We start from the raw sequence: 21,467 nt of genomic DNA on the forward strand, positions 1-21,467 counted from the left end.
GACGACGGGGCAAGTCTCGTGGCTGACATCGCTTGGGTCATTTCACCGAACTGGCAAGGGCGTGGGCGCGGTGGGTTTTGTCCGCGGTGACCGTGCCCAGGGTGCTGGTGGTGAAGAACGCGTGGAAGCGGTGCAGGTCGAAGAGCGTGGCCTGGCCGGCGAGTTTGTGCTTGTTCAGTTCCGGAATGCGGCGCACGACGAGGCGGCCGGGGATGTGGTCGGACTTCTTCCGTGAGGTGAATGCACTGTAGGGAATCTCGGCGACTTCAGCGTTGGAGATCCAGGTTCGGGTGTCCTCGTCGTAGATCGCATGGGTGTACTTGATCGGCGTCCACCCGGTCGCCGGGATGGCCGTGATGCGCTTCCTGACGGCGGAATCGAGGCGGGCCGTGACGGAGACGTCCGCGCCGCCAGCCAGAGCGGCGTGGATGGACGCGAAGGTATAGAACGCGGAATCGGCGCGGAACAGGATCCGGGCGGCGCTCATCCCAGGCAGGCGGCGGAGAGTGGCGAGGGCGTCCCGGATCAACCGGGTCGCACCGTGCGGGGACGAGGCAGCACCCCGGCGCAGGCGCTGGGCGAGGATGATCGGCGCGCCGGTGACCGTCTTCACAGTCGCGAGGATCGCGTTGAGCCCGCGGACCCCGGAGTAGCCGAAGCTGGCTCCTTGTTTCTGGTTCCCGTGGACCTCGATGATGGTGTCGTCCACGTCCAGGAACACATAGTCGTCAGGTTCCGGGCTGATCAGCGGGCTCAGGGCGGCGAGGTTGATCAGGAAACGGGACGCGACGGCGTCGAGCTGGCGCACATGGCCGAACGTGAACGCGCGCAGGAACGACCCGAGCGTCGACGGCGCGTAAAGGTGGGCGAAGAGCTTGCGCATTCCGCCGTGGCGCAACACGGCCATGTCGTCAATGGCCTCCGCATCGGCCACCATCCCGGCGACCAGCGACGCGATCTTCAGGCCGGCGTTCGCGCCCTTGTCGGTGGGGACGCTCAACCATTTGTCGGCCAGCCGCCGCAGACCAGCTTTCTCGGCCAGTTTCATCGCGGGTACCAAACCCGCAGAAGACACGAGGTTGGAATCGTCGAAGACGTGGGCCACGGCGCGGGTGGTGTGCGAAACTTGCATCTACGAGATGTCCCTCTGAATCAGCGAATTGTTCTGTGGTAAGTACAATTTTCCCTGATAAGAAAGGCATTCTCTGTTTAACGCGCCGCTAGATCCCAATCCCGATCGGTGGATTCAGGCTTAGGCAGGCCTACCAGCACGGACGGTGGGTATTTCGTAACTTCCGTATAATATACGGTCGTATACGCTCTTGATGCTGGCCGTATCGGAGGTTGCGAATCGCCTGTCAACCTAGCTGCGTCGGGAGTCGTCGACGTGTCCTTCCGCAACGTTCATGGGCGCCGTTGGCGGAAGATGTCAATCTTTATGAGTCAGTTTCTTTAGCCGGTCATTGAGTTCGTTCCTTCCTTCTCGGGTTCGTTGATTCAGGTCGTCGTTGGGAACGTGGGTGGCTGCGGGTGATGCCGCACGAAGCGCTCGGGGTGGGCGGTATATGCGGTTGTGAGGACCCGGGCGCGGGCGTGCTGAATGGCGGGTGCGCGGCCGTGGTGAACGTTGAACGGGGTATGCATTCCGATACCCGAATGACGATGTTCACCGTTGTACCAGTCGTAGAATTCGCTGCAGAATGAGCGTGCCTCGGCGAGGCTATAGAACCGGTCGGGGAACTCGGGCCGGTACTTCAGAATTGTGAAATGCGACTCGCTAAAGGGATTGTCGTTACTTGTATGTGGGCGGGAGTGCGACGTGGTCACACCCAGGTCAGCGAGCAGAAACGCGACGGGTTTCGAGGCCATCGAGGAGCCGTTGTCGGAGTGGATGGTCAGCTGATCTCGACGAATGTTTTGCTTCTCGATCGTGTCGAACAGGAGCCGCTCGGCCAGCTCAGCGGATTCTGCAGGTCGCGACCATCCAACCGACGACGTACCGAGAGTAAATGTCGACAATCGTATACAAGTGAAAGTACGACCATGTGGCTGGGCCCTTGATTTTCGATATGTCCCACGACCAGGTCATATTGGGGCCTGTGGCGATGAGTTCAGGCTTGACGCGTGCCGGGTGCTCGGCCTGGGCACGACGCTCACCGGTCTCACCGTGGGCGCGGAGCAGACGATACATCGTCGCTACCGAGCAGAGGTAGATGCCCTCGTCGAGGAGGATCGCCTGGATCTCTGCCGGTGCTTTGTCCACGAACCGACTCGAGCGCAGCACCTTGAGCACGGCAGCACGTTCCAGCTCGGTCAGTGCGCGCGGCTGCTTGGTCGGTTCCGGCCGCGGCCGAGGCGCTGAAGGCGCCCGTGGCGACCGGGGATGACGGCGGTAGTGCGTCGCCCTCGACCTGCCTACTGCTAAGCATGCATCCCGCGTGCCCACGAGCGGGACGAGGGCGGTGATGGTGGCGTCGATCATTTCTCGGTGTTCGGCGCGCTGCTGTTGGTCGAGAGTTAATTCAACAGAGCCGAGAGTTTTCCCTGGATCGCGATCACCTGCCGTGCCGTATCCAACTCGCCCGACAGCCGGAGATTCTCTTTTAGTAGCCGGGCCGCGTCCTTCCCTGATGTACTGGCCGGCGGCGCTCCCGCCGGCCGCGCCAAAGCAGCCAGCACCCCCGTGTCTCGCTGGTCACGCTGGTCACGCCACGAGCTGAGTAATGAGGTATACAGCTTTTCCCGGCGGAGCAAAGCACCGCGGCCCTGCCGATCAAGGCTGTCGTACTCGGTGAGAATGTCGCGTTTGTACTTGGCCATGTAGGTCCGCCGCCGAGCACGCTCGGGAACCTGGGGATCGGGAACATCGTCCATCCCTACAGCCTGCCCGGTCGAGCTGAGTCCTGTCATCACTGCGTTCGTCAAGGGAACTCCTTCCCCGCCTTCTACGACACTATTCACGACGATCCCGGTGCCCTACACAAGGATGACAGGGAGGGTGGCACCCACAAGATTCAGGTTGCCGAACACCGCGCAGCACTTCCCTGATCTCATTCACACTGACCTTCCTGAATCCCACAGCCGATGACCTCCACGTCGAAAGAATGCTGACGCGATGATCAAACAGCTAGCTCGAGGACCTACCGGCACGACTCGCCGAGTGGCCCCATATTCAGGGCAGGCGACAGGCTAGGTGGTCTGTAAACGTTTTGCATGCTTTAGCTGATCTTGGTATCAATTGCATGGCGACTCGAAACTGACGCCTATGGCGTTGACATGATTCCTAAAACGTGTATACAGTATTTCCTAAGGGGCCACCCGGCTCGGATGAATATGCACGAAGGAGTGGTTTGCTCGATGAAGAACATCACCATCGTGGGTGCGTCCCTTGCTGGGACCAGCGCTGCTAAGGCGTTACGCGAGGATGGGTACGACGGGCACATCACGATCGTCGGCGAGGAAATCTGTCGCCCTTATGATCGGCCTCCATTATCGAAGGACATTCTGGTTGGATCCAAGACGGTTGACGAGATCGCCCTTCATGATCTGGATGACCTCGATATCGACTGGAAACTCGGCACTCCCGCGACGGGTCTGGACCTTAGCCAACGACGGGTGCGGACGGGGTCCGAGGAGATTTCATTTGATGGCCTGGTCATCGCCACGGGAGTGAGAGCGCGGGTGCTCGCTGGCTTCGAACCCGATGGCGAGCGTGTCTTGACTCTGCGCAGCCTCGACGACGCACTACGACTGCGAGCCTGTCTGCGTTCAGGCACCCGCGTTCTCATCGTTGGCAACGGTTTCATCGGTATTGAGGTCGCCACGTCAGCTCGATCGCTCGGCTGCAATGTCACAACAGTAGGTCTGCTTGAACCGCTCAGCGCTGCGGGCCCGATCGTCTCAGCCACCTGCGCTCGCCTCCTCGCTCGCGATGGAATCACTTCGACCGTCGGGCGGAGAGTCATCTCCATGGATCGTGAGCGGGGGACCGCCCATCTCGATGACGGCGGCGTGCTGGAGTTCGATGTTATGGTCGTCGCCATTGGCAGTGTCCCCAACGTGGAATGGTTCGCTGGCAGCGGCCTCGCAATCGAAGACGGCGTGCTGTGCGACGAAAGATGCTCAGTGATCGGTGGAAACGGTGTGGTGGCCGCGGGCGACATCGCTCGGTGGCCGAACCCCACCTTTGCCGGGCGTTCGATGCGGATCGAACACTGGGCGAACGCCATAGAGCAAGGTGCCGCAGCCGCCCGGACGCTGCTGCACGGCGAGCAGGCCCCTGCCTTCGCCTCCCTGCCGAGCTTCTGGTCGGATCACTGTGGTGTTCGTCTGCAGTCGGTCGGACTTCCGCTCCTCGGTGATCGAATCGAATTTACCGACGGCGCCATAGATGCCGAGAAGTACGCAGTCGCCTCGTATCTCGATGGTCAAATCATAGGTGGACAGACCTACGGCATACCACGCGCGATGGCACACCTCCGTATTCGCATGTCACAGGAGCTAAAAAGAAAGCAGGCAGCATGAGTATCGCAATCGTCTCAATCGGTCGAAGCCACACTGGTGATCTCGCCGGAACTCCATTGGCCGGGGATGCCATTGTCTGCGATGCCGGGCAGATCAGTTGGATCGGCCCCAGTTCGGACGTGAACCGCGACGAACATGAAACGATCGTGGACGCGCGCGGTGCCGGCGTCGTCCCTGGTCTCATCGACTCGCACGTCCACACAACCTTCGGCGACTTCACTCCACGGCAGCAAACGGTCGGATTCCTGGAAAGTTACACACACGGAGGAGTCACGCGCGCGTTGAGCGCAAGCGAGGTACATGTCCCAGGTCGGCCAACCGATCCTGAAGGAGTTAAGGCTCTCGCCATCGCGGCGCAACGCTCTTTTGAGCACTTCCACCCGGGTGGGATGACAGTCCATGCCGGCTCAGTGATCTTGGAGCCGGGTTTGACAGCTGAGGACTTTCGCTTCCTACGAGAACAAGGTGTCTGGCTTGCGAAAGGCGGTTTCGGAGCGTTTTCATCACCGATGGGCTATGTACCGCTCGTTCGCGATGCACGTGCCGCTGGCATCGTCGTCACGATGCACACCGGCGGCGGATCGATTCCGGGAACGCTCGAGCGCATTGACGCGGATGCGCTCTTAGCCATGAACCCTAACGTGTCCTTCCACGCCAACGGAGGGCCAACGGCGATGTCCAAGGAAGATAACAAACGACTCGTCGTCGAGGGTGGCGACATCGCACTTCAGCTCGTGATGGCAGGGAACTTGCGTTCGTCGTTGGATATCTGTCGGCTCGCTCGCGATCACGATCAGGAGGCCCGCCTCCTGATCGCCAGCGACACTCCGACCGGCACCGGAGTCGTGCCGCTCGCCCTCTTGCACCTCATGGCCGAGCTCGTGTCACTCGGGGGTTTGAAATGGCAACAGGCAATCGCTGCGACCACGGGCAATGTAGGGACGGTGTACGGTCTCGATGCTGGGCGTCTTGAGGTCGGACGTCCCGCTGATTTGCTCGTCGTGGATGCCCCTCTCGGATCGGCCGGCGAGGACTGGGTTGGCGCCCTCGAGGCTGGCGACGTGCCGGGGATCTCGGCTGCCATCATTGGGGGAGTCCTGCGTTACACGAGGAGCCGCAATACTCCGACCGCCCGTCGACAGGTGCTTGTAAACGGCCTCGAAGCACCTACAGGTCATTGAATCACCAATCGTTCAACCTTGCATACTGTATACTGTTGTCTATAATTCACTGAAAGTAGGGAATGCCGTCGTGAGTAAACCTGAAGTCCGCAACTGGGTCACCGTCGTCCAGGAGATCAACACAGACGGAGGCCCAAAGGTAGAGGAGCCGCTTGTGAAAGCTGCGGTTGCAGCCGTGATCTCAAATCCGTACGCGGGGGGCTACGCCGAGAACCTCGATGACCTCATCGATTTCAGCGTCGAACTCTCCCGGGAACTTGTCGCCCGCTGCCTCGCGGCACTTGGTGGTCGAACCGCGGAGAGCTGTGGCAAGGGAGCAATTGTCGGCACATCCGGAGAGCAAGAACACGGGGTCGCCTGCCTCACAACACCATTCGGTGATGCAATGCGCGAGGGTATCGGCGGCACCGGCTGGGTCACCTCGACCACAAAAGTCGGCGCCGCCGGATCAACTCTCGACGTGCCGCTCGCGTATAAGAAGGCGCTGTTCGTACGCGAGTTCTACGACACCATCTCGGTGACGCTCTCTGGAGGCCCGCGCCCCGACGAGATCGCCGTCATCGCCGCACTCGCGACGCGCGGCCGGGTCCACAGTCGTGTGGGCGGCCTCGCCAAGGCGGATGCGATTGGGGATGGTCTCCGATGACCGCTGGCATGTTGTTCTCTCAGATGCATCCGCCCGTGGGGGAAGAGAGCGACTTCCGCGACTGGTACGAGTCGGAGCACATCCCGGTCCGATTGGATGTCCCTGGTTTCGCGAACGCGGTGAGGTACGAGCAGCATGGAGACGGCCCACGGTATCTCGCTGTCTACTTTCTGGATGACATGGCCGCCCTCGATACAGCCGAGTACGGCCGCATCAAGCAAGAGCCCAGTGCACGTACTGCTCATATGCTCGAGAATGTCACCGGGTTCACCCGGTACACGGCCGACCTCATCTCAGATACGGGCGAGACCGATCCTCGTGCTGCAGGAGTTCTCTTCGTCGTCGCATTCGAAGTCCCCGTGTCCGAGGAGGGCGACTTCGAAGCCTGGTACCAGGGTGAGCACGTCCCTTTACTAATGAAAGTTCCTGGTTGGCAACGAATCCGTCGCTACAAGACACGACCCGGTGCAGAGGGGCGTCCTTGGACCCACTTCGCGCTGCACGAGATCCAAGACCTCGCCACGCTGGATGCGCCCGAGCGCGCCGCTGCACGAGACACGCCGTTGCGTGACGAACTCGCAAGCCGTCCGTGGTTCGACAGCGGGCGCTGGAACTATTTCCCAATTCACTACGCATTCTCGACCTCCAAGGAGCACAGCTAATGGCCCTTCCCTATTCTCGCGCCGAAGCAAAAGACCGCGCTCGATCGGAATGGCGAGGAGGCTGTAATGTCACCTTGCCGTCCTTTAATGCCGACTTCTCCGGATTGAATGAGGCGGGCATCCGCCACGACATTCGCCGTGGTGCCGAGCTCGGATTTTGGGGCACACTCGTCGCTTCTGAGAGCGGCACCACTTTCGCGGAGTACAAGCGTTTCTTAGAGATCGCGGTCGATGAAGCGCCAGCCGGCTTCAAGATCGTCGCACACCTCAGTTTCGACACGGTCGAGCAGGCGATAGAGGCTGCACAGCTCGCGGAGGCCCTCGGTGCTGAGGCGGGTCTGCTTTCGTACCCGCAATCCTTCCGGCCCAAGTCCTCGGCCGACATTGTGGAACACACCCGCCATGTGACCGACAACACAGATCTGGCAATGATTCTCTTCGCGACGAGCGCTTGGGGATTCAAGCCGTTGCACACGGCCGGCTTCCCGCTCGACGCACTCAAAGAAATGGTGCAAATCGACACAGCCGTCGCGCTGAAGTATGAAGGTGGCGGTTCCGCCGTAATGTCGGCATTGACCCAAGTACATGAGCTGTGCAGTCCTTATGTGATCGTCGAGAACCCCATGGAGCAGCAGATTCCCGTGCAGGCGCGCGAATTCGGTACGCGCTGGTGGGGTACGAGCGCCTACGAGTCGTTCGGAGACCGGGTACCGCGGGTCATGGCGGCCTTGGCAGAGGACCGATTCGACGACGCGATGGATATCTTCTGGAGCTACAACGCGGCGCGCGAGGCCAAGGGCGCGTTCCACGCTTCATTCGCCGGGGCCAACCTCATTCACCGCAACGGGTGGAAGTACCTCGGTTGGCTCAATGGCTTCAACGGCGGACTTGTGCGGATGCCCCACATGCGTCTCGCACCCGGACAGATGAAGTCCCTTCGAGCTGGCCTTGCTGCCTCGGGGTTCGACCTCCCAGCGAACGACGATGACTTCTATACCGGACGCGTGCAATGACTTTATTCTTGAGCAGTGACGACGTTCGTTTGCTCTGCTCCCAAGATGTCGCGGCACGAGCCGCACGCACGGTGCTCGATGCCCAGGCATCGGGCCACTATCGGCTGCCTCACCGCTACGACATCGATCTTCCCAACGGTTTCTTCCGGATGATGCCCGCCGCCGTCGGGGATTACGTCGGCGTCAAGATCATGACTCTTGCACGCGGCGTCGGCAATCGATACCTTCTCGCACTCTATTCACAGCAGACCGGTGAGTTGATTGCCTTGGTCGACGCCGCTGAGGTGACGCAACTCCGAACCGCGGCCACCACTGCGGTCGCCGCAGGTCTCCTCCACCCAAACGGTGCCTCACATGTAGGCCTCATCGGGACGGGGTTCGAGGCGGCCGGCCACCTCAGGGCTTTAGCCCACTGCTGGCCGCTCGAATCGGTGACCGTATACAGCCGTTCACCGGAGCACCGTGATGAGTTCGCTGATCGAATGAGCGCGGAACTTGGGATAACGGTTAAACCGGCTGCCGATCCGGCGGGCGTGATCATGACGAGTGAAGTCTCGATGCTCTGCACGAAGTCGAAAGAGCCCGTGATTGAGGGCATGAAATTCGCGCGAGGAGCAACCGTCCTTTCGATTGGCTCCACCCGTCCCGACCTTCGAGAACTCGACATCGCGACATTTGCTCGCTCCGCCGCACTCCTCGTTGACGATCCCGAACAGGTCATCGCGGAGTCCGGCGACGTGGCTGCTGCGATCGCCGCCGGTGTACTGGATCGAGACAGGATCTTCGCCATGAGCGAGTGGTCGGGTGCCACCATCGACAGTGATCGTGACCTGCTGACATTCAAATCCGTCGGTACCGCGATCCAGGACCTCGTGCTAGCCGCGGAGCTCGTCGCCAGTGCGCGCGAGAGCGGGGTGGGACGGGAGCTCGGCGAACTGGCGAGTCTCAAACGGGTGCCCTCCCTTGCCTAAGTCGGCCACAACCAACGAAGTTGAGGAGATATTTTGACCGAGTTTGCATATCGTCCTGTCCTGACGCGTGTCGTTGTCGGGGTCCCTGACCCCGACAAGACAGTCGCGTTCTTGACGGATGGCTTTGATTTTAGAGTCCGAACTGAGAACGGTCGCATCTTCGCGGACACCCTCGGTGACTATGGGCCGAACGGTCAAAGTGCTCTCGAAATCCGCAAGGCAGATAGTCTCCAATTCCTGAATGTGGTCTTCACTCTGACCGAGGACTTCGACGCTGATACCTTGGTCAAGAACTTGGGCGGAACGCGAACGGAGACCGGCGGAGTGCAGCTGGTCGATCCGACCGGCCTGCGGGTGGCAATTGAGCCCGCTGCCGAATTCATTATCGATAAGCCCGAAGTGTCAGCTTATCGTCCGCGTCGGCTCGGCCATGTCAATGCTCGGACACCTGACCCCGTGCTCTCGTCGGAGTTCTACCGACATGCATTCGGTATGGCTCTATCGGAGCAGATCGGGGATGACTTCTTCTTCCTGCGTACGAACACCGAGCATCACAACGTGGGACTGCGCCGCGCACCGCGCACCGACCTCCATCATCTGGGCTTCGAACTCGCTGGATGGCACGCGTACCAGCCGATCCTCGACCACCTCGATGCCGCCGGATACAAGGCGGAATACGGCCCCGGCAAACATCGGCCAGGCACCAGCTACTTCACTTACGTCCGCGACCCCTCATCGGGTCTTCGGTTCGAACTTTTCGCCGACATGGCGCACATCAGGACCGGCTGGGAGACCGAGCCGATTCGTTGGCAAGGCGGAGACCGAATGACGAAGACGATCAACATCTGGGGCCCGACGCCGCCCGAGAGCTTCCTCGAATGACAGCAGGTGGCGCGATATGACAACACGGTATGGTTCCAGCGTCATCGTTGATCTGATGAGGCAGGCGGGTATTCGCCACGTCGCCTTCAACCCAGGTGCCTCATTTCGCGGCATCCATGATTCCCTCATTCACGAACCCGACGCACCTGAACTCATCCTGTGCCTTCATGAAGCAATCGCGGTCGGCGTGGCACAGGGATACGTCAAGGCACTCGGTGAGCCGATGGGCGTTCTCCTGCACGACGTAGTCGGATTGCAGAACGCTGCGATGTCGATTTACAACGCCTGGCGAGACCGCGCCCCGATGCTCCTTTTCGGAGGAACAGGACCGAAGTCCCTGCGGACCCGGCGCCCGTGGATCGATTGGATCCATACGGCATCCGTTCAAGGTAGCGCGGTCCGTGATTTCGTCGTATGGGACAACGAGCCGCACGACCTGTATTCGGTGCCTGACAGTTTCGTGCGCGGGCTGCGCGCGGCCACCAGCACGCCCGGCGGGCCGGTATATCTCTGCTACGACGTCGATCTACAGGAAAACTTAGTCCCGGCAGATTTCGTCGATCCCATGATCTCCGAATTCGACACTCCCGCTCCGCCGGCTGCCGCCAGAGACACGGTTCGGCACATCGCAGCGCTGATGCGCGAAGCAAAATTTCCCATCATCCTCGCGGGATTTGCAGGCGAGAGCGATGAAAACTTCGCTGCCCTAGCAGCCCTAGCGGACGCGCTCGGCGCAGCCGTGATCGACACCGGCGTGCGGCACGCATTCTCGACGACACACCCTCTCTGCGCGACCGGAATGCCTGAAATGCTTGAGAGAGCAGACTTGGTGCTCGCCCTTGATGTCGACAATCTCCCGGTGTCCCTTCAGCAGACGTCGGCGACCGTTATCAATGTAACGCTGAGCGGGATGCGATTGCGCGGGTGGGCGCAGGATTACCAACTGCTCGTCCGCGGTGAAACCGTCGCTGCATCCGCAGACAGCGTTATCGCGGCGCTGCTAGCCGAGCTGCGGGCGGAGCCGGTCTCGACCGCGATCCTCACACATCGCACTAAAAACGTGGCAGCAATGGTAAGTGACACCCGTGCGGACTGGCGTTCGAGCGCTGCAACCAGCACTCGAGAGGGCCTCGTACCGCTTGACCGCTTGCTCTACGAGGTTGGGGAAGCACTCCGCTCCGACCGCTACGTGCTCGCCAACGGAACGAATCAACGGCTGGAGCACCGCACCTGGCGTCTGGACCAACCCCGGCAATATCTCGGCTGGCACAGCGGCGGTGGCCTCGGCTACGGCGTACCCGCGACGATCGGCGCGTCCATTGCGCTCGGACCGGAGACAATCGCCGTTGACATCCAGGCAGACGGCGATCTCCTCTTCTTGCCATCCGCCCTCTGGACCGCCGCCAAATACAGCACCCCGACCTTAATTGTGGTGAATAACAACCGGCAATATGGCAACACAGTCGAACACGCGACACGGATCGGGGCCAACCGAGATCGTGTTCCCACAAAACGTTGTGTCGGCGCAGGGTTGAGCGAGCCAGCGGTCGATCTGCGAGCGATGGCTGCGTCATTTGGAGTCTGGGCCTCCGGGCCAATCTCCGACGTCGCACACCTCCGACAAGAACTCGAAGCAGCATTGCGAATCGTCCGCAGCGGCAAGCCGGCGCTCCTGGACGTGCTCACCCCCGGCTTCTAGTCCACACGATAAACGCCACCTGTTCGAAGGAGACAACACCATGGACATCATCCCGGACCCCGTCAAACAGTATGTCGACGGCCGCCGCTTTCGCATGCTCATCGACGGCGCACTCGTAGAGTCGCAGAGCGGGCAACGAGTCATCACCGTCAACCCCAACACTGGCGAGGACCTGGCCGAAGTGCCCGAGGGCGGTGCTGAAGACGTGCAGCGCGCCGTCTCGGCCGCACGCGCTGCTCAGCCTGCATGGGACGCCCTCGGGGTGGCAGGGCGCAGTAAAGCGTTCAAGCGCTTCGCCCAACTCGTCGCGGAACACCGCGAGGATCTCGCCATGCTCGACGCGATCGATTGCGGTAACCCAGTGCAACAGATGCGACTCGACGTCGATCTCGCGCTCAACTACGTCGCGGGCTGGCCGCCACTCGCCGCCGCTATGAACGGTCAAGTCATCCCTGCAAGCCCCGGCAACCTCCACTACACGGCCAGCAAACCCTATGGCGTAGTCGGTAGGATTACCGCCTACAACCACCCCGCGATGTTCGCGATCACCCGACCGCTGCCCTCACTGATAACGGGAAACACCCTCGTCATGAAGCCGGCGCCGCAGGCCTCGCTCTCCGCGTTGCTCCTGGCCGAGCTGTACAACGAGGCCTTTCCACCAGGAGTTGTCAACATCGTGACCGGCGGAGCCGAGGTCGGCGACTCGTTAGTCACCGACCCGAGAGTCAAAAGACTCGCCTTCACTGGCAGCGTAGGCACAGGTCTCACCATCCAGCGCCGCGCGGCCGAATCTGGTCACGTCAAATACGTGACGCTGGAGCTCGGCGGCAAGAACGCTATGGTGATCATGCCCGACGCCGATGTCGACGAGGCAGTCGAGGGCGCGATCTTCGGCATGAATTTCAATGTCTCTCAGGGACAGTCCTGCGGCTCGAATTCCAGAGTCTTGGTGCATAGCACCCTGTACGACGAGTTCACGTCCAAGCTTGCAGCCCGCGTCAGCGAATACCACGTTGGGGCGGCTTATGACGAAACTAACGATATGGGACCGCTGGTCAGCCGCCAGCACTACGAACGGGTACAGAGCTACATCGATAGCGGCTTACAGGAGGGTGCCGAACTCCTCACGGGCGGAGAACGACCCGACGGCGCTCCCGACGGCGGTTTCTATCTGCGCCCTACCATGTTCGGTAGCGTGCGAAAGGACATGCGCATCGCCAGCGAAGAGATCTTCGGCCCGGTGATCGCCGTCATGCGATTCGACGGATATGAGGAAATGCTCGACCTCGCCAACGGCACTGACCTTGGCCTCACAGCCTCGGTGTGGACCCGAGACCTCTCCCTCGCGCACCGCACCGCTGATCGGCTCGACGCCGGATACGTGTGGATCAACGACTCGTCCCGCCACTACTTCGGCACACCCTTCGGCGGTACTCGGAACAGCGGCATCGGCCGAGAAGAGTCCGCTGATGAACTCCTTTCCTTCCTGGAATCCAAGGTCGTACACACCCGGCTTAGTGACCCCGGTGTCGCCTTCGAACGGCTGATAGCCAAGCGCTGACGCCCGAAGACGCCGCATCGATATATAGATACACATCCCGCCGGCATTCCAACCGATTGAGTCCTGCGGCGTGTGTAGTTCCTGTTGACGCCGATGTATCACCGGTTGGCGGCCCCGTGCAAAACGGAGGGCCGCCAACCTTCCTGAGCAGTTCAGTTGCCATCAGTCACCCTCCCACCGGAGCCATCGCCTGCGGCACGACCAGCGAAGTCCCCGCCTTCTCCGACGGTCTGGAGCTCAGCACGCGCCTAACCGGTAATCTGCTGGCAAGCGGGCAAAGACGTGAGGTCAGCTGTTCAGCGCGATGTATTTTTCCTCAAGGAATTCGAGAATTCCTTCTGAACTACCTTCCCGACCGAGTCCACTCTGCTTCACACCACCGAACGGCGCGGCGGGGTCGCTGAGTACCCCGCGATTCACGGCGACCATGCCGTACTCCAAACAATGAGCCACTGCGATAGCCTCCCGCTCTTCACCAAAGACGTAGGCCATGAGGCCGTAAATCGTGTCGTTCGCCATCCGGATGGCGTCATCGACATCGTCGTATTTCACGACAGCGGTAACTGGCCCAAATATCTCGTTGGCGTTGATCTGTGACCCGTGCCGTACACCGACGACCAGAGTCGCGTCGTAGAAGGCCCCCCGATCCGACTTGCGTCCCCCGGTCATAATGGTTGCGCCGTCAGCCACGGCGGATTCGACCAGAGCAGCCACCTTGTCGCGCTCCCCCACGGAGACGAGGGCGCCGAGACTGTTGGAACGGTCCAGACCTGGCCCGACTTTCATTGCGCTCAGCTCTGCCGACATCCGTTCCACGAAGTTATCGTGAAGAGACGAGTGCACGTAGAACCGATTCGCAGCGGTACAGGCCGAGCCGCCATTACGCATTTTTGCAAGCATTGAACCCTCAATCGTGGCGTCCATGTCGGCGCCCGGGAGCACGATCACCGGAGCATTACCTCCGAGTTCCATCGATGCACTCACCACCGACTCCGCACACTCCCGGAGCAGATCGCGTCCGACCTCGGTGGATCCGGTGAATGACAGTTTTCGTACTTCGGGACGCGCTATTATTTTTGCCACCAGCGGCCCAGTCGGCACCGGAGTAACGAGGTTGACCACGCCATTCGGAACGCCGACACGGCGCAACACCTCGACCACGTACGCGGCGGTCAGCGGCGTCTCGCGAGCAGGCTTCAGAAGCGTGGTACATCCGGCCGCGAGGGCAGGGGCGAGTTTGCGAGTCGCCATCGCTGCGGGAAAGTTCCAGGGCGTGATGAGGAGGGACACACCAATCGGCTGCCGGTCGACGAGGATGCGCTTGTCGCCAGCTGGCGAGAGCCGGTATTCGCCGGGGATACGGACCGCTTCTTCGGCGAACCACCGGAAGAACTCCTTGGCGTAGTTCGCCTCCCCGAGGGCGTCTGACCACGACTTTCCGTTCTCGCGCACCATGATTTCTGCGAAATAGTCGACTTCGTCGGTGAGAATGTCGTACGCAGACCGCAACAGCTCGCTCCTCTCTCGGGGAGATGTTGCTGCCCACGAAAGCTGGGCTGCTGCTGCTGCATCGACCGCGGCCATGCAATCGCTTTCGGTCGCGATCGCGAAATCAGCGATCGTTGATCCGTCGGACGGGTCGATGACGGGGAAACGGGTGTTGTCGCCGCCCGCTCTCCAGACACCATCGATGAAGAGGTCTGCAATATAGGGCACTGATCATTCTCTTTTCGTGTGTGAGCGCAACGCTCATTGGATTCTGAGGGCACAGCTGCCACAGAAAGGTACGGTTCAGCGGGCGACGATACAGTCGAGCTGTTTCGTCACGATGTCTAGGACTTCGAGGTAGTTGCGTTCCCTCGGAAGATAGTGGCCATTGCCCTCAAGCCCCTCGTCCGCTAGCCATACCACTTCCGCGTCCGCTCCCCATGAGGTGAGGAGTTGGGCGGTCCGCCGCTCGAGTTCGAGGGTGTGTGCAGGATCTTCGCTTCCGGCCAGCAATCGGATGCGCTTTCCTTCGAATCCCTTGACACTCTCAATTACGGGCATGCCCGGGATCGCACCCACTCGTTGCAGAAGCATCCGGGGAGACATTGAGCCAACCCCGGCCTTCAGAATTGGCAGCCATTCAGGGTCGAATTGCGTACTTCCTGCGATGGCCTGATCGTTGATGTAACTATCACCGTAGGTGTAGGGCGTGCGCCGATCCACTTCGAACGACACCCCTGTGTCGACGAAGGTCAAGTGCACCACGTTGCCATCATCGCTCGTGACCTCCGATTTTTGTTGGATATTCGCCGGGTACGCGCACGCGATCCCAACGACTCCGGCGATAAGTTCGGGGATCTCCTCGATGAGTCGCCAGGCGACCGCTCCTCCCATCGAATGGGGCATGACTACTACGGGACGTCCGATGATATCTCTGACAAGCCGAATGTAGCCGTCGACCACGTCTTGGTAGTCAAGTGTCAGAAGGTCACGGTAGCCGGAACGACCGGAACCAGGCCAGTCGGTAACCCAGCATTCGTACCCATCAGCGGCGAGCCGGTCCGCCCACCCTGCGCCACCGTCAAAGGAAGATCGCCACGTCGTTCCGAAGGATGCTCCACCGTGGATGAAGAGTACGGGATATGGGTACCCCGAACCATCACCCAAAACTTCGTAGTACAGGCCGCTTACAATTTCGCGGCCCACAGTAGCCTTGATATCACTCATTCGCGGCGCCGACGCTCTCGCTATCCGGCGCGTGACGAATGAGCCGGGCGACTTGAGATCGAAGGGTCACGAACGCGCTCGACTCCTTCGTCGTGACCTGGTCGCGCTCAGCGGGGAGGTCAACCGCGATGCGCTCCACGACCCTGCTCGGCGATTTCGAGAGCACGAGAACCTCGTCCGCCAAGTAGACCGCTTCGTCAATGTCGTGTGTCACGAACAAAATTGTCATTCCCAGCGTCCTGTGGACGTGTCCAACTAGATCTTCGAGGTCTGCTCGTGTTTGGGCATCGACGGAAGCAAACGGTTCATCCATCAACAAAAGCTTCGGATGAAACGCGAGCGCACGGGCGATCGCTGCCCGCTGCTGCATACCACCGGACAGCTCCCACGGGTACTTGTCAGCCTTGTTACCGAGCCCGACGGCCTCGAGACTTTCCTGAGTCCGCTGCTCACGTTCCTTAACGTCCAGTCCCCGGTAACGCAGCGGCAGTTCGACATTCGCTCCGATCTTCAACCACGGAAAAAGTGACCGGCTGTAATCCTGGAACACCATGGCGAGGTCGGAAGGGACCTCCGTGACATCCTGGCCGAGGAGATTGACCTGCCCGCTCGTGAACGAGAGTAGGCCCGCGATCGACTTCATGAGAGTCGTCTTTCCACATCCTGAAGGACCCACGATCGATGTGAACTTACCGTTGTTCACGCTGAAGGTCACGTCGTCGATCGCGATGCTTCCTGGACCATACGCATGGTGCAAATTTTTGATGTCGAGTAATGGGGCTGTGGTCGTCATGGGTCTCCGAGGGTTAGTCGTGCTGGCGGGCGCCGCGATACCAACGGAGGACGCGCCGTTCGATCACGGTAAAGCCGAGATTCAGTAGATAGCCCAGAATTGCAAGCAGGGCAATGCCCGCCCACATGTCCGTCAGGGCGAATGTCTGTTGCGCAGTAAGGAGTTGATGCCCGATCCCGTCGGTAGAAACGGTAAGTTCGCTGATCACCATCAAAACGAGGGCGACAGCGAGCGACACCTGAATCCCAGCAAATATCTTGGGCATCGCGGCAGGGATCACAATTCGGAAGATCCGCGCGCGCCACGGCAGGCCGAAAGCGCGACCCGTCTCAAGCTGAGTCGAGTCGATCGCGCGGACGCCGTCGATGCTGTTCAAGAGAACAGGCCAAATAGAACCGAATGCAATCAAAGAGATGCGCATCAGATTGTCGGTACCGAGAAGGATGAGGAACACCGGGATCAGTGCGGGACCGGGGGTCGACCGCAAGAAGTGGACTATCGGGTCGACGAGCTGCGACACCACCCGGGACCGTCCAATCGCAATTCCGAGGGCCACGCCGAGGACGACAGCGATGCCCCACCCCGCAAACATCCGTCCCAGGCTTGAGCCGATATCTGCCACAAGTGCCGGCGTGACAAACCAGGGTGACGGTCCGGAAAACCACAGCTCGTACATCCGTACCGCGATCTCCGAGGGCGGGGGGAAATAAAGCGAATCGCCCGCAACAGCTGCGATCTGCCACAGCACCACGAGAATGACCGGGGCGGCGATCCTGATGATTACGAACTTGGCCCCAGACATGAACTCGTTTTGGAGTTTGGGCGCGCCCGACGCGGGTGGACGAACGGCACGTGATGCGGTTCCCGACAATATTGACGCCATTAGTTCTCCGTTCCGCGCCGTACCCAGCGAAAAAATCGACGATCGACCAAGCTCAGGATGCCATTGATCGCCAAACCGAGCACTCCAGCCCAAATAGCCCCCGCAAGAACGGTGGCGACGTCGTCACCCGCACTACTCGCTTGGAGGATGAAGGACCCAATGCCTGATGTAGCGCCGGCTACAAGCTCGGCACCGACGATGATTACGAGGCCGAGGCTCGCGGCGATCCGTATTCCTGTCAAAATGAACGGTGCGGCGCTCGGTAGGACAACTTCTTTCAGGATCGCAAAACGTGGGATCCCGAAGCTCCGTGCGGTCTCTTTCACGACCGGATCGACGTCCCGAACCCCATAGATGGTATTAAAAAGTACTGGCCAAATAATGCCGAAGGTCGTGAGCATTACTTTCATCTCGGTGCCCTGCCCCCACACTAAAATCGCCAATGGGATGAGTGCGACGGCAGGAATGGGACGGAGCGCGTTGATGACTGACGAGCTGGCAGCGTACGCCAGCTTTGATGACGCTAGCGCCACGCCCGCCGGAATCGCAATCACAGCGGCGAGGACGAGGGACAGTGCCCATCCCCATAGCGTCCAGCCGACCTCTTGCAGGAACACCGGGTCGACGATGAGCTGCAATGCGCGCACGATGACGGTTGACGCATGGGGAAGGTATTTTTCGTCGACGATGCCGAGTCTCGAGACCATCTCGGCGATCAGGAGAAATCCGATCGCCCCCGAGACGCCGTAGACGAGCTTCGTACTGATGCGACGCTTTCCTTTGCGGGAAGAGGATGCCTCGGAGCCGACACCCTCCGGCTTCCGCCGGTCGAGGGTGTCGACTCCACTACCAAGGGATTGCACGGGGGCTACTTATCTGCACCCGGGATGGTCGCGTTCGGCACCAGACCGGTGTCGCCCAGAACGTCTACGACGATTTGAAGCTTCGAGAAATCGGACTCCTCCGGATACGACGGCAGCGTCATGTTTGCCGCCGCAGCCTCCGGGATTTGCGTGTACTGCAGAATGGCTACGCGGACTATGTCGGGATCGGTCCGCGCCAAATCCGTCGCCTTCTGAAGCGCACGCTTCACAGCCGCTACGGTATTCGGATTGGCGGACGCATATTTCTCCGACGTGGTAAATCCGACGATCGGAAACTGTTCGTAGTCTCCCGAGAAGAGATCATTAATTGACCGGAATCCGCCAGCTGCCTTCATCGCACTGAGCGTGGGTTCGGGGACGCATGCGGCGTCGATGCCACCACGTTGCACGTTGCCCGGCATGTCGGGAATAGCAATGGTCACGAAATCCGGCTGGGCATCAGAGCCAGAATTCGCCAGGGCTGCCAACGGAATCTGATCACAGTTACCCGGTGTTACAACTACGCCAACCTTTTTACCATCGAGGTCGGCCAACGTTTTAATTGGCGAGTCCTCGAGAACCATGATCTCGGCATAGCCGGGCCCACCTCGATCCGCCTCAGCGACCGCAGAGATCTCAATACCCTGACTGACGGCCTGCAAATATCCGACCCAGTTGACACCGACGACGTCCAAGCTGCCGCCGAGTACTGCCGGAATCGCTCCGCCGGGACTCATAACCTCTGTGGTCGCCGCGATCCCTTCGTCTTCGAAGAATCCCTGATCGAGTGCGATTTGGATCGCTACGTAGTCTGGAGTCGGAAGGATCCCGAACTTGACTGACGTCTGTTCCAGGGCACCTTCAGCCGTTGCTGGCGTCTTTACCTCAACGTCGGATTGGGCGCAACCGGCGAGCAGGAGCGCAGCTGACGCTATCGCAGCCAGCGCAGCTCGGCCGGCGTTGGTGCGGGTCTTATTTGCTGTGACCATTTGTTGCCTCCGTAACTTCTTTGTAAAGGAGCATAAAACTAGTACGTGTATACAGTAGTCACTATCTCACTAGTAAGTCAATCGACCACGTTAGTGAGCTGAGTTTAAGCGCGCATTGCCACGCTGATCGCGGCCACTGGGCACACTTTTACTGCAGCCTGGACCTCGGTCAGGCGTTCCTCGCCGATGTCGGACATGAGCAGGAAAGCATGCCCTTCGTCGTTAATATCGAAGACCTCAGGGGCCGCAGACACGCAGTTACCGTAGCCCTGGCACCTGCTCAGATCAATCGTCACGTCGATCATAGGAATACTCCGAGATTCTTCGTGCCGAGAGAGGACTGGTCGAGGATCGCCCGTCGGCGGGCGATCTTCCACTCCTGTCCAATCCTGCGGAAACGGTCCTGACGTTCTCCGGCGATTAGGTCATAGGAACCACGGTCGCCGCGGCTTCGAAACATCAGAAGATTGGATCGGACATCCAGTTCGTCAGCTATATCCGTCAGACGAATTCTGATATTGGTGATCAGGCGACGGGTGTGCGACGGCGGATCCTCCGCCCATGCGACATCGGTGCGCAATCTTTTGACCCGCATGGTCAGCGAGGCGAAGTCGTCGTCGAAGTGGCCGATGTCGTCGACGATATCGGAAGCTGGCGACTTCCGGTGGACCCGGATCGGTGCGGTGTAGTGAATGTCCGGAGCGAAGATCGTGAGCCACTCTTCATACTGCCGATCGTCAAGGTACTCCGCCTCTTGCACGAGGAAATCGGAGATCTCGAGCCGGGTCTCGAGGTCAACTTGTATGGCCGAGCGCGTCATTTCTCCGGCTCCTTCAGAACCAAGTCCAGCCAAGTGCGCCAATATTTCCGGCCGGCCGCCTCAGAAAACTTTCCGTCGAAGACATGTCCGGGGCCTGGGAATTCGGTCAACGGCTCCATTCCCAGTCCCATGCCGTAATGAAGCATGATCTCCTCGTCTCGCGCCAGCGCGGTGTTTGAATTCCGTGTTTGAGCTTCCCAGTTCTCCGTGTCGTCCTGGTCGAACATCCCGGATGAGCCGAAGGTCTGCACGTAGGCGGCCTTAGCGGCCTTCTTCCACCAATCCGGACCGTTCTTCTCGATCAGGTGCCACGACCAGACCTGCAGCTTGTCTGGACCGATAGGCTGCCAGACTCGCAGCATCAGACCGCTCACCTTCTTGCCGTCGATGTCGATGAAGTTAGGTTGCAGGAAAGACATGTGAGGGAACACGTTCCCGTGCAGATTCTTCAAATGACTAAGCAATTCGTACTGCTCTTCGCTTAATCTACTGCGGTATTCTTCCTGCAATTCCGGCGGAAAGTATGACTCGTCGTCGGAATGGGTTCCGATTCCGAGCCCGTGGCCATTATCGGGCGCGACGTGATAACCGTCACGGCCGAAGTCGACCCCTTTCGTGAGATTGAGCCGGGCCATAAACGAGTGTGCCGTGGCTGTGTGGTAAGCGTCGGATGTGAAGTTGTCAGCGGGCAGCTTCCATCCGGATGGCACCACCCACTTCTGAGGCACGCCAACGACCTCCATCTCGGCACGACCGAAGAGGAGATCGAGGTACCACCGCACATCGCCCAGAAAATCGGACAAAGGGGCGATTTTCTTGTCCCAAGTGGCGAAGATCAGCCCTTGATAGGTCTCCACCCTCGCCTCGATCAAACTCAGCGCTTTCCGATCGAGCCCTTGTGGATACGCCTGGCGCTCGAACGGGGCGCCGAGCAGTGTGCCCATGAAATCGCCCTTCGATCCGTAAGTGAACCCGTGATACTGGCACCGCCACATGTCGACCTGGCCGAAGTCTTCGCACGCGAGCTTCATTCCCCGGTGCCGACACGAATTCAGGAACACGCGCACAACGTCGTCGTCTCCACGGCCAACAATCACGGACTGCTCTCCCATGTCGCGTACCACGAAAGAACCGGGCCCTGAGAGCTCCGACGCGTGGGCGAGGAACAGCCAGGTGTGAGGGAAGACGCGCTCAAGTTCGAGCTCATACACGTCCGGATCCGAGTAGACGAACATCGGGACCCAACCTTGCTCGGGTTCTACTGT

General features: G+C 60.3%; 18 protein-coding genes and 2 pseudogenes. 9 read left to right on the forward strand and 11 right to left on the reverse strand.

Going from position 1 to position 21,467, the window contains the following annotated elements; translation table 11 throughout:
* Window positions 1-43: 43 nt before the first annotated feature.
* Together CXY73_RS09040 and CXY73_RS23545 are read right to left on the reverse strand one after the other, a co-directional pair.
* Window positions 44-1,132: pseudogene (locus CXY73_RS09040) on the reverse strand (IS1380 family transposase); the annotation flags it as partial.
* Between the two features lie 365 nt (window positions 1,133-1,497).
* Window positions 1,498-2,910 (reverse strand): annotated as a pseudogene (locus tag CXY73_RS23545) (IS3 family transposase).
* A 447-nt stretch (window positions 2,911-3,357) separates the two neighbouring features.
* Here CXY73_RS23545 and CXY73_RS09055 point away from each other — a divergent pair.
* The 9 genes from CXY73_RS09055 (at window position 3,358) to CXY73_RS09095 (ending at window position 13,139) form a co-directional block, all read left to right on the forward strand.
* Entirely contained in the window at window positions 3,358-4,524 is a 1,167-nt protein-coding gene (locus CXY73_RS09055) for an NAD(P)/FAD-dependent oxidoreductase (protein WP_158254081.1), read from the forward strand.
* A complete protein-coding gene (locus CXY73_RS09060) occupies window positions 4,521-5,705 on the forward strand; it encodes an amidohydrolase family protein (RefSeq protein WP_104177524.1) in 1,185 nt (394 codons plus the stop codon). Before CXY73_RS09055 ends, CXY73_RS09060 begins: the two co-directional genes overlap by 4 nt.
* Before the next feature lie 70 nt (window positions 5,706-5,775).
* Window positions 5,776-6,351, forward strand: coding sequence for an amino acid synthesis family protein (locus tag CXY73_RS09065; protein ID WP_158254082.1), 576 nt, complete (start codon window positions 5,776-5,778; stop codon window positions 6,349-6,351).
* Entirely contained in the window at window positions 6,348-7,013 is a 666-nt protein-coding gene (locus tag CXY73_RS09070) for a DUF4286 family protein (RefSeq protein WP_104177526.1), read from the forward strand. Before CXY73_RS09065 ends, CXY73_RS09070 begins: the two co-directional genes overlap by 4 nt.
* Complete coding sequence (locus tag CXY73_RS09075; RefSeq protein WP_146071708.1) at window positions 7,013-8,026, forward strand: dihydrodipicolinate synthase family protein; 1,014 nt, start codon at window positions 7,013-7,015, stop codon at window positions 8,024-8,026. Before CXY73_RS09070 ends, CXY73_RS09075 begins: the two co-directional genes overlap by 1 nt.
* Window positions 8,027-8,034: 8 nt before the next feature.
* Window positions 8,035-8,997 (forward strand): ornithine cyclodeaminase family protein, encoded by a 963-nt coding sequence (locus tag CXY73_RS09080; protein ID WP_158254083.1) that lies wholly within the window; start codon window positions 8,035-8,037, stop codon window positions 8,995-8,997.
* A 33-nt stretch (window positions 8,998-9,030) separates the two neighbouring features.
* Window positions 9,031-9,879: a VOC family protein gene (locus CXY73_RS09085; protein ID WP_158254084.1), complete on the forward strand. Its 849-nt coding sequence runs from the start codon at window positions 9,031-9,033 to the stop codon at window positions 9,877-9,879.
* 16 nt (window positions 9,880-9,895) lie between these two features.
* Complete coding sequence (locus CXY73_RS09090) at window positions 9,896-11,578, forward strand: thiamine pyrophosphate-binding protein (RefSeq protein WP_104177530.1); 1,683 nt, start codon at window positions 9,896-9,898, stop codon at window positions 11,576-11,578.
* 40 nt (window positions 11,579-11,618) lie between these two features.
* The gene (locus CXY73_RS09095) at window positions 11,619-13,139 is read left to right on the forward strand and encodes an aldehyde dehydrogenase family protein (protein ID WP_104177531.1); all 1,521 of its coding nucleotides are present in this window, start codon (window positions 11,619-11,621) and stop codon (window positions 13,137-13,139) included.
* A 288-nt stretch (window positions 13,140-13,427) separates the two neighbouring features.
* Here the strand turns inward: CXY73_RS09095 and CXY73_RS09100 are convergent, their stop codons facing one another.
* The 9 genes from CXY73_RS09100 to CXY73_RS09140 all read right to left on the reverse strand — a co-directional run bounded on the left by CXY73_RS09100 (window position 13,428) and on the right by CXY73_RS09140 (window position 21,437).
* Complete coding sequence (locus tag CXY73_RS09100) at window positions 13,428-14,855, reverse strand: NAD-dependent succinate-semialdehyde dehydrogenase (protein ID WP_104177532.1); 1,428 nt, start codon at window positions 14,853-14,855, stop codon at window positions 13,428-13,430.
* Between the two features lie 75 nt (window positions 14,856-14,930).
* On the reverse strand, window positions 14,931-15,854 hold the full coding sequence (locus CXY73_RS09105) for an alpha/beta hydrolase (RefSeq protein ID WP_104177533.1): 924 nt from the start codon (window positions 15,852-15,854) through the stop codon (window positions 14,931-14,933).
* A complete protein-coding gene (locus tag CXY73_RS09110) occupies window positions 15,847-16,647 on the reverse strand; it encodes an ABC transporter ATP-binding protein (RefSeq protein WP_104177534.1) in 801 nt (266 codons plus the stop codon). Before CXY73_RS09110 ends, CXY73_RS09105 begins: the two co-directional genes overlap by 8 nt.
* Before the next feature lie 13 nt (window positions 16,648-16,660).
* Window positions 16,661-17,398 carry an ABC transporter permease gene (locus CXY73_RS09115; protein WP_199185322.1) on the reverse strand — a complete coding sequence of 246 codons (738 nt, stop codon included), beginning with the start codon at window positions 17,396-17,398 and terminating at the stop codon, window positions 16,661-16,663.
* Between the two features lie 131 nt (window positions 17,399-17,529).
* The gene (locus tag CXY73_RS09120) at window positions 17,530-18,393 is read right to left on the reverse strand and encodes an ABC transporter permease (protein ID WP_104177536.1); all 864 of its coding nucleotides are present in this window, start codon (window positions 18,391-18,393) and stop codon (window positions 17,530-17,532) included.
* Between the two features lie 5 nt (window positions 18,394-18,398).
* Window positions 18,399-19,382 (reverse strand): ABC transporter substrate-binding protein, encoded by a 984-nt coding sequence (locus CXY73_RS09125; RefSeq protein ID WP_104177537.1) that lies wholly within the window; start codon window positions 19,380-19,382, stop codon window positions 18,399-18,401.
* Between the two features lie 104 nt (window positions 19,383-19,486).
* Window positions 19,487-19,687 carry a ferredoxin gene (locus tag CXY73_RS09130; RefSeq protein ID WP_104177538.1) on the reverse strand — a complete coding sequence of 67 codons (201 nt, stop codon included), beginning with the start codon at window positions 19,685-19,687 and terminating at the stop codon, window positions 19,487-19,489.
* Window positions 19,684-20,202, reverse strand: a complete 519-nt coding sequence (locus CXY73_RS09135) for a 3-phenylpropionate/cinnamic acid dioxygenase subunit beta (protein ID WP_104177539.1) — start codon at window positions 20,200-20,202, stop codon at window positions 19,684-19,686. The genes CXY73_RS09130 and CXY73_RS09135 overlap by 4 nt, the downstream gene beginning before the upstream one ends.
* Window positions 20,199-21,437, reverse strand: a complete 1,239-nt coding sequence (locus CXY73_RS09140; protein WP_158254085.1) for a Rieske 2Fe-2S domain-containing protein — start codon at window positions 21,435-21,437, stop codon at window positions 20,199-20,201. Before CXY73_RS09140 ends, CXY73_RS09135 begins: the two co-directional genes overlap by 4 nt.
* Between the last annotated feature and the right edge of the window lie 30 nt (window positions 21,438-21,467).

Source organism: Cryobacterium sp. Y50 (assembly GCF_002929805.1).
In the GTDB taxonomy this organism is placed as follows: domain Bacteria; phylum Actinomycetota; class Actinomycetes; order Actinomycetales; family Microbacteriaceae; genus Cryobacterium.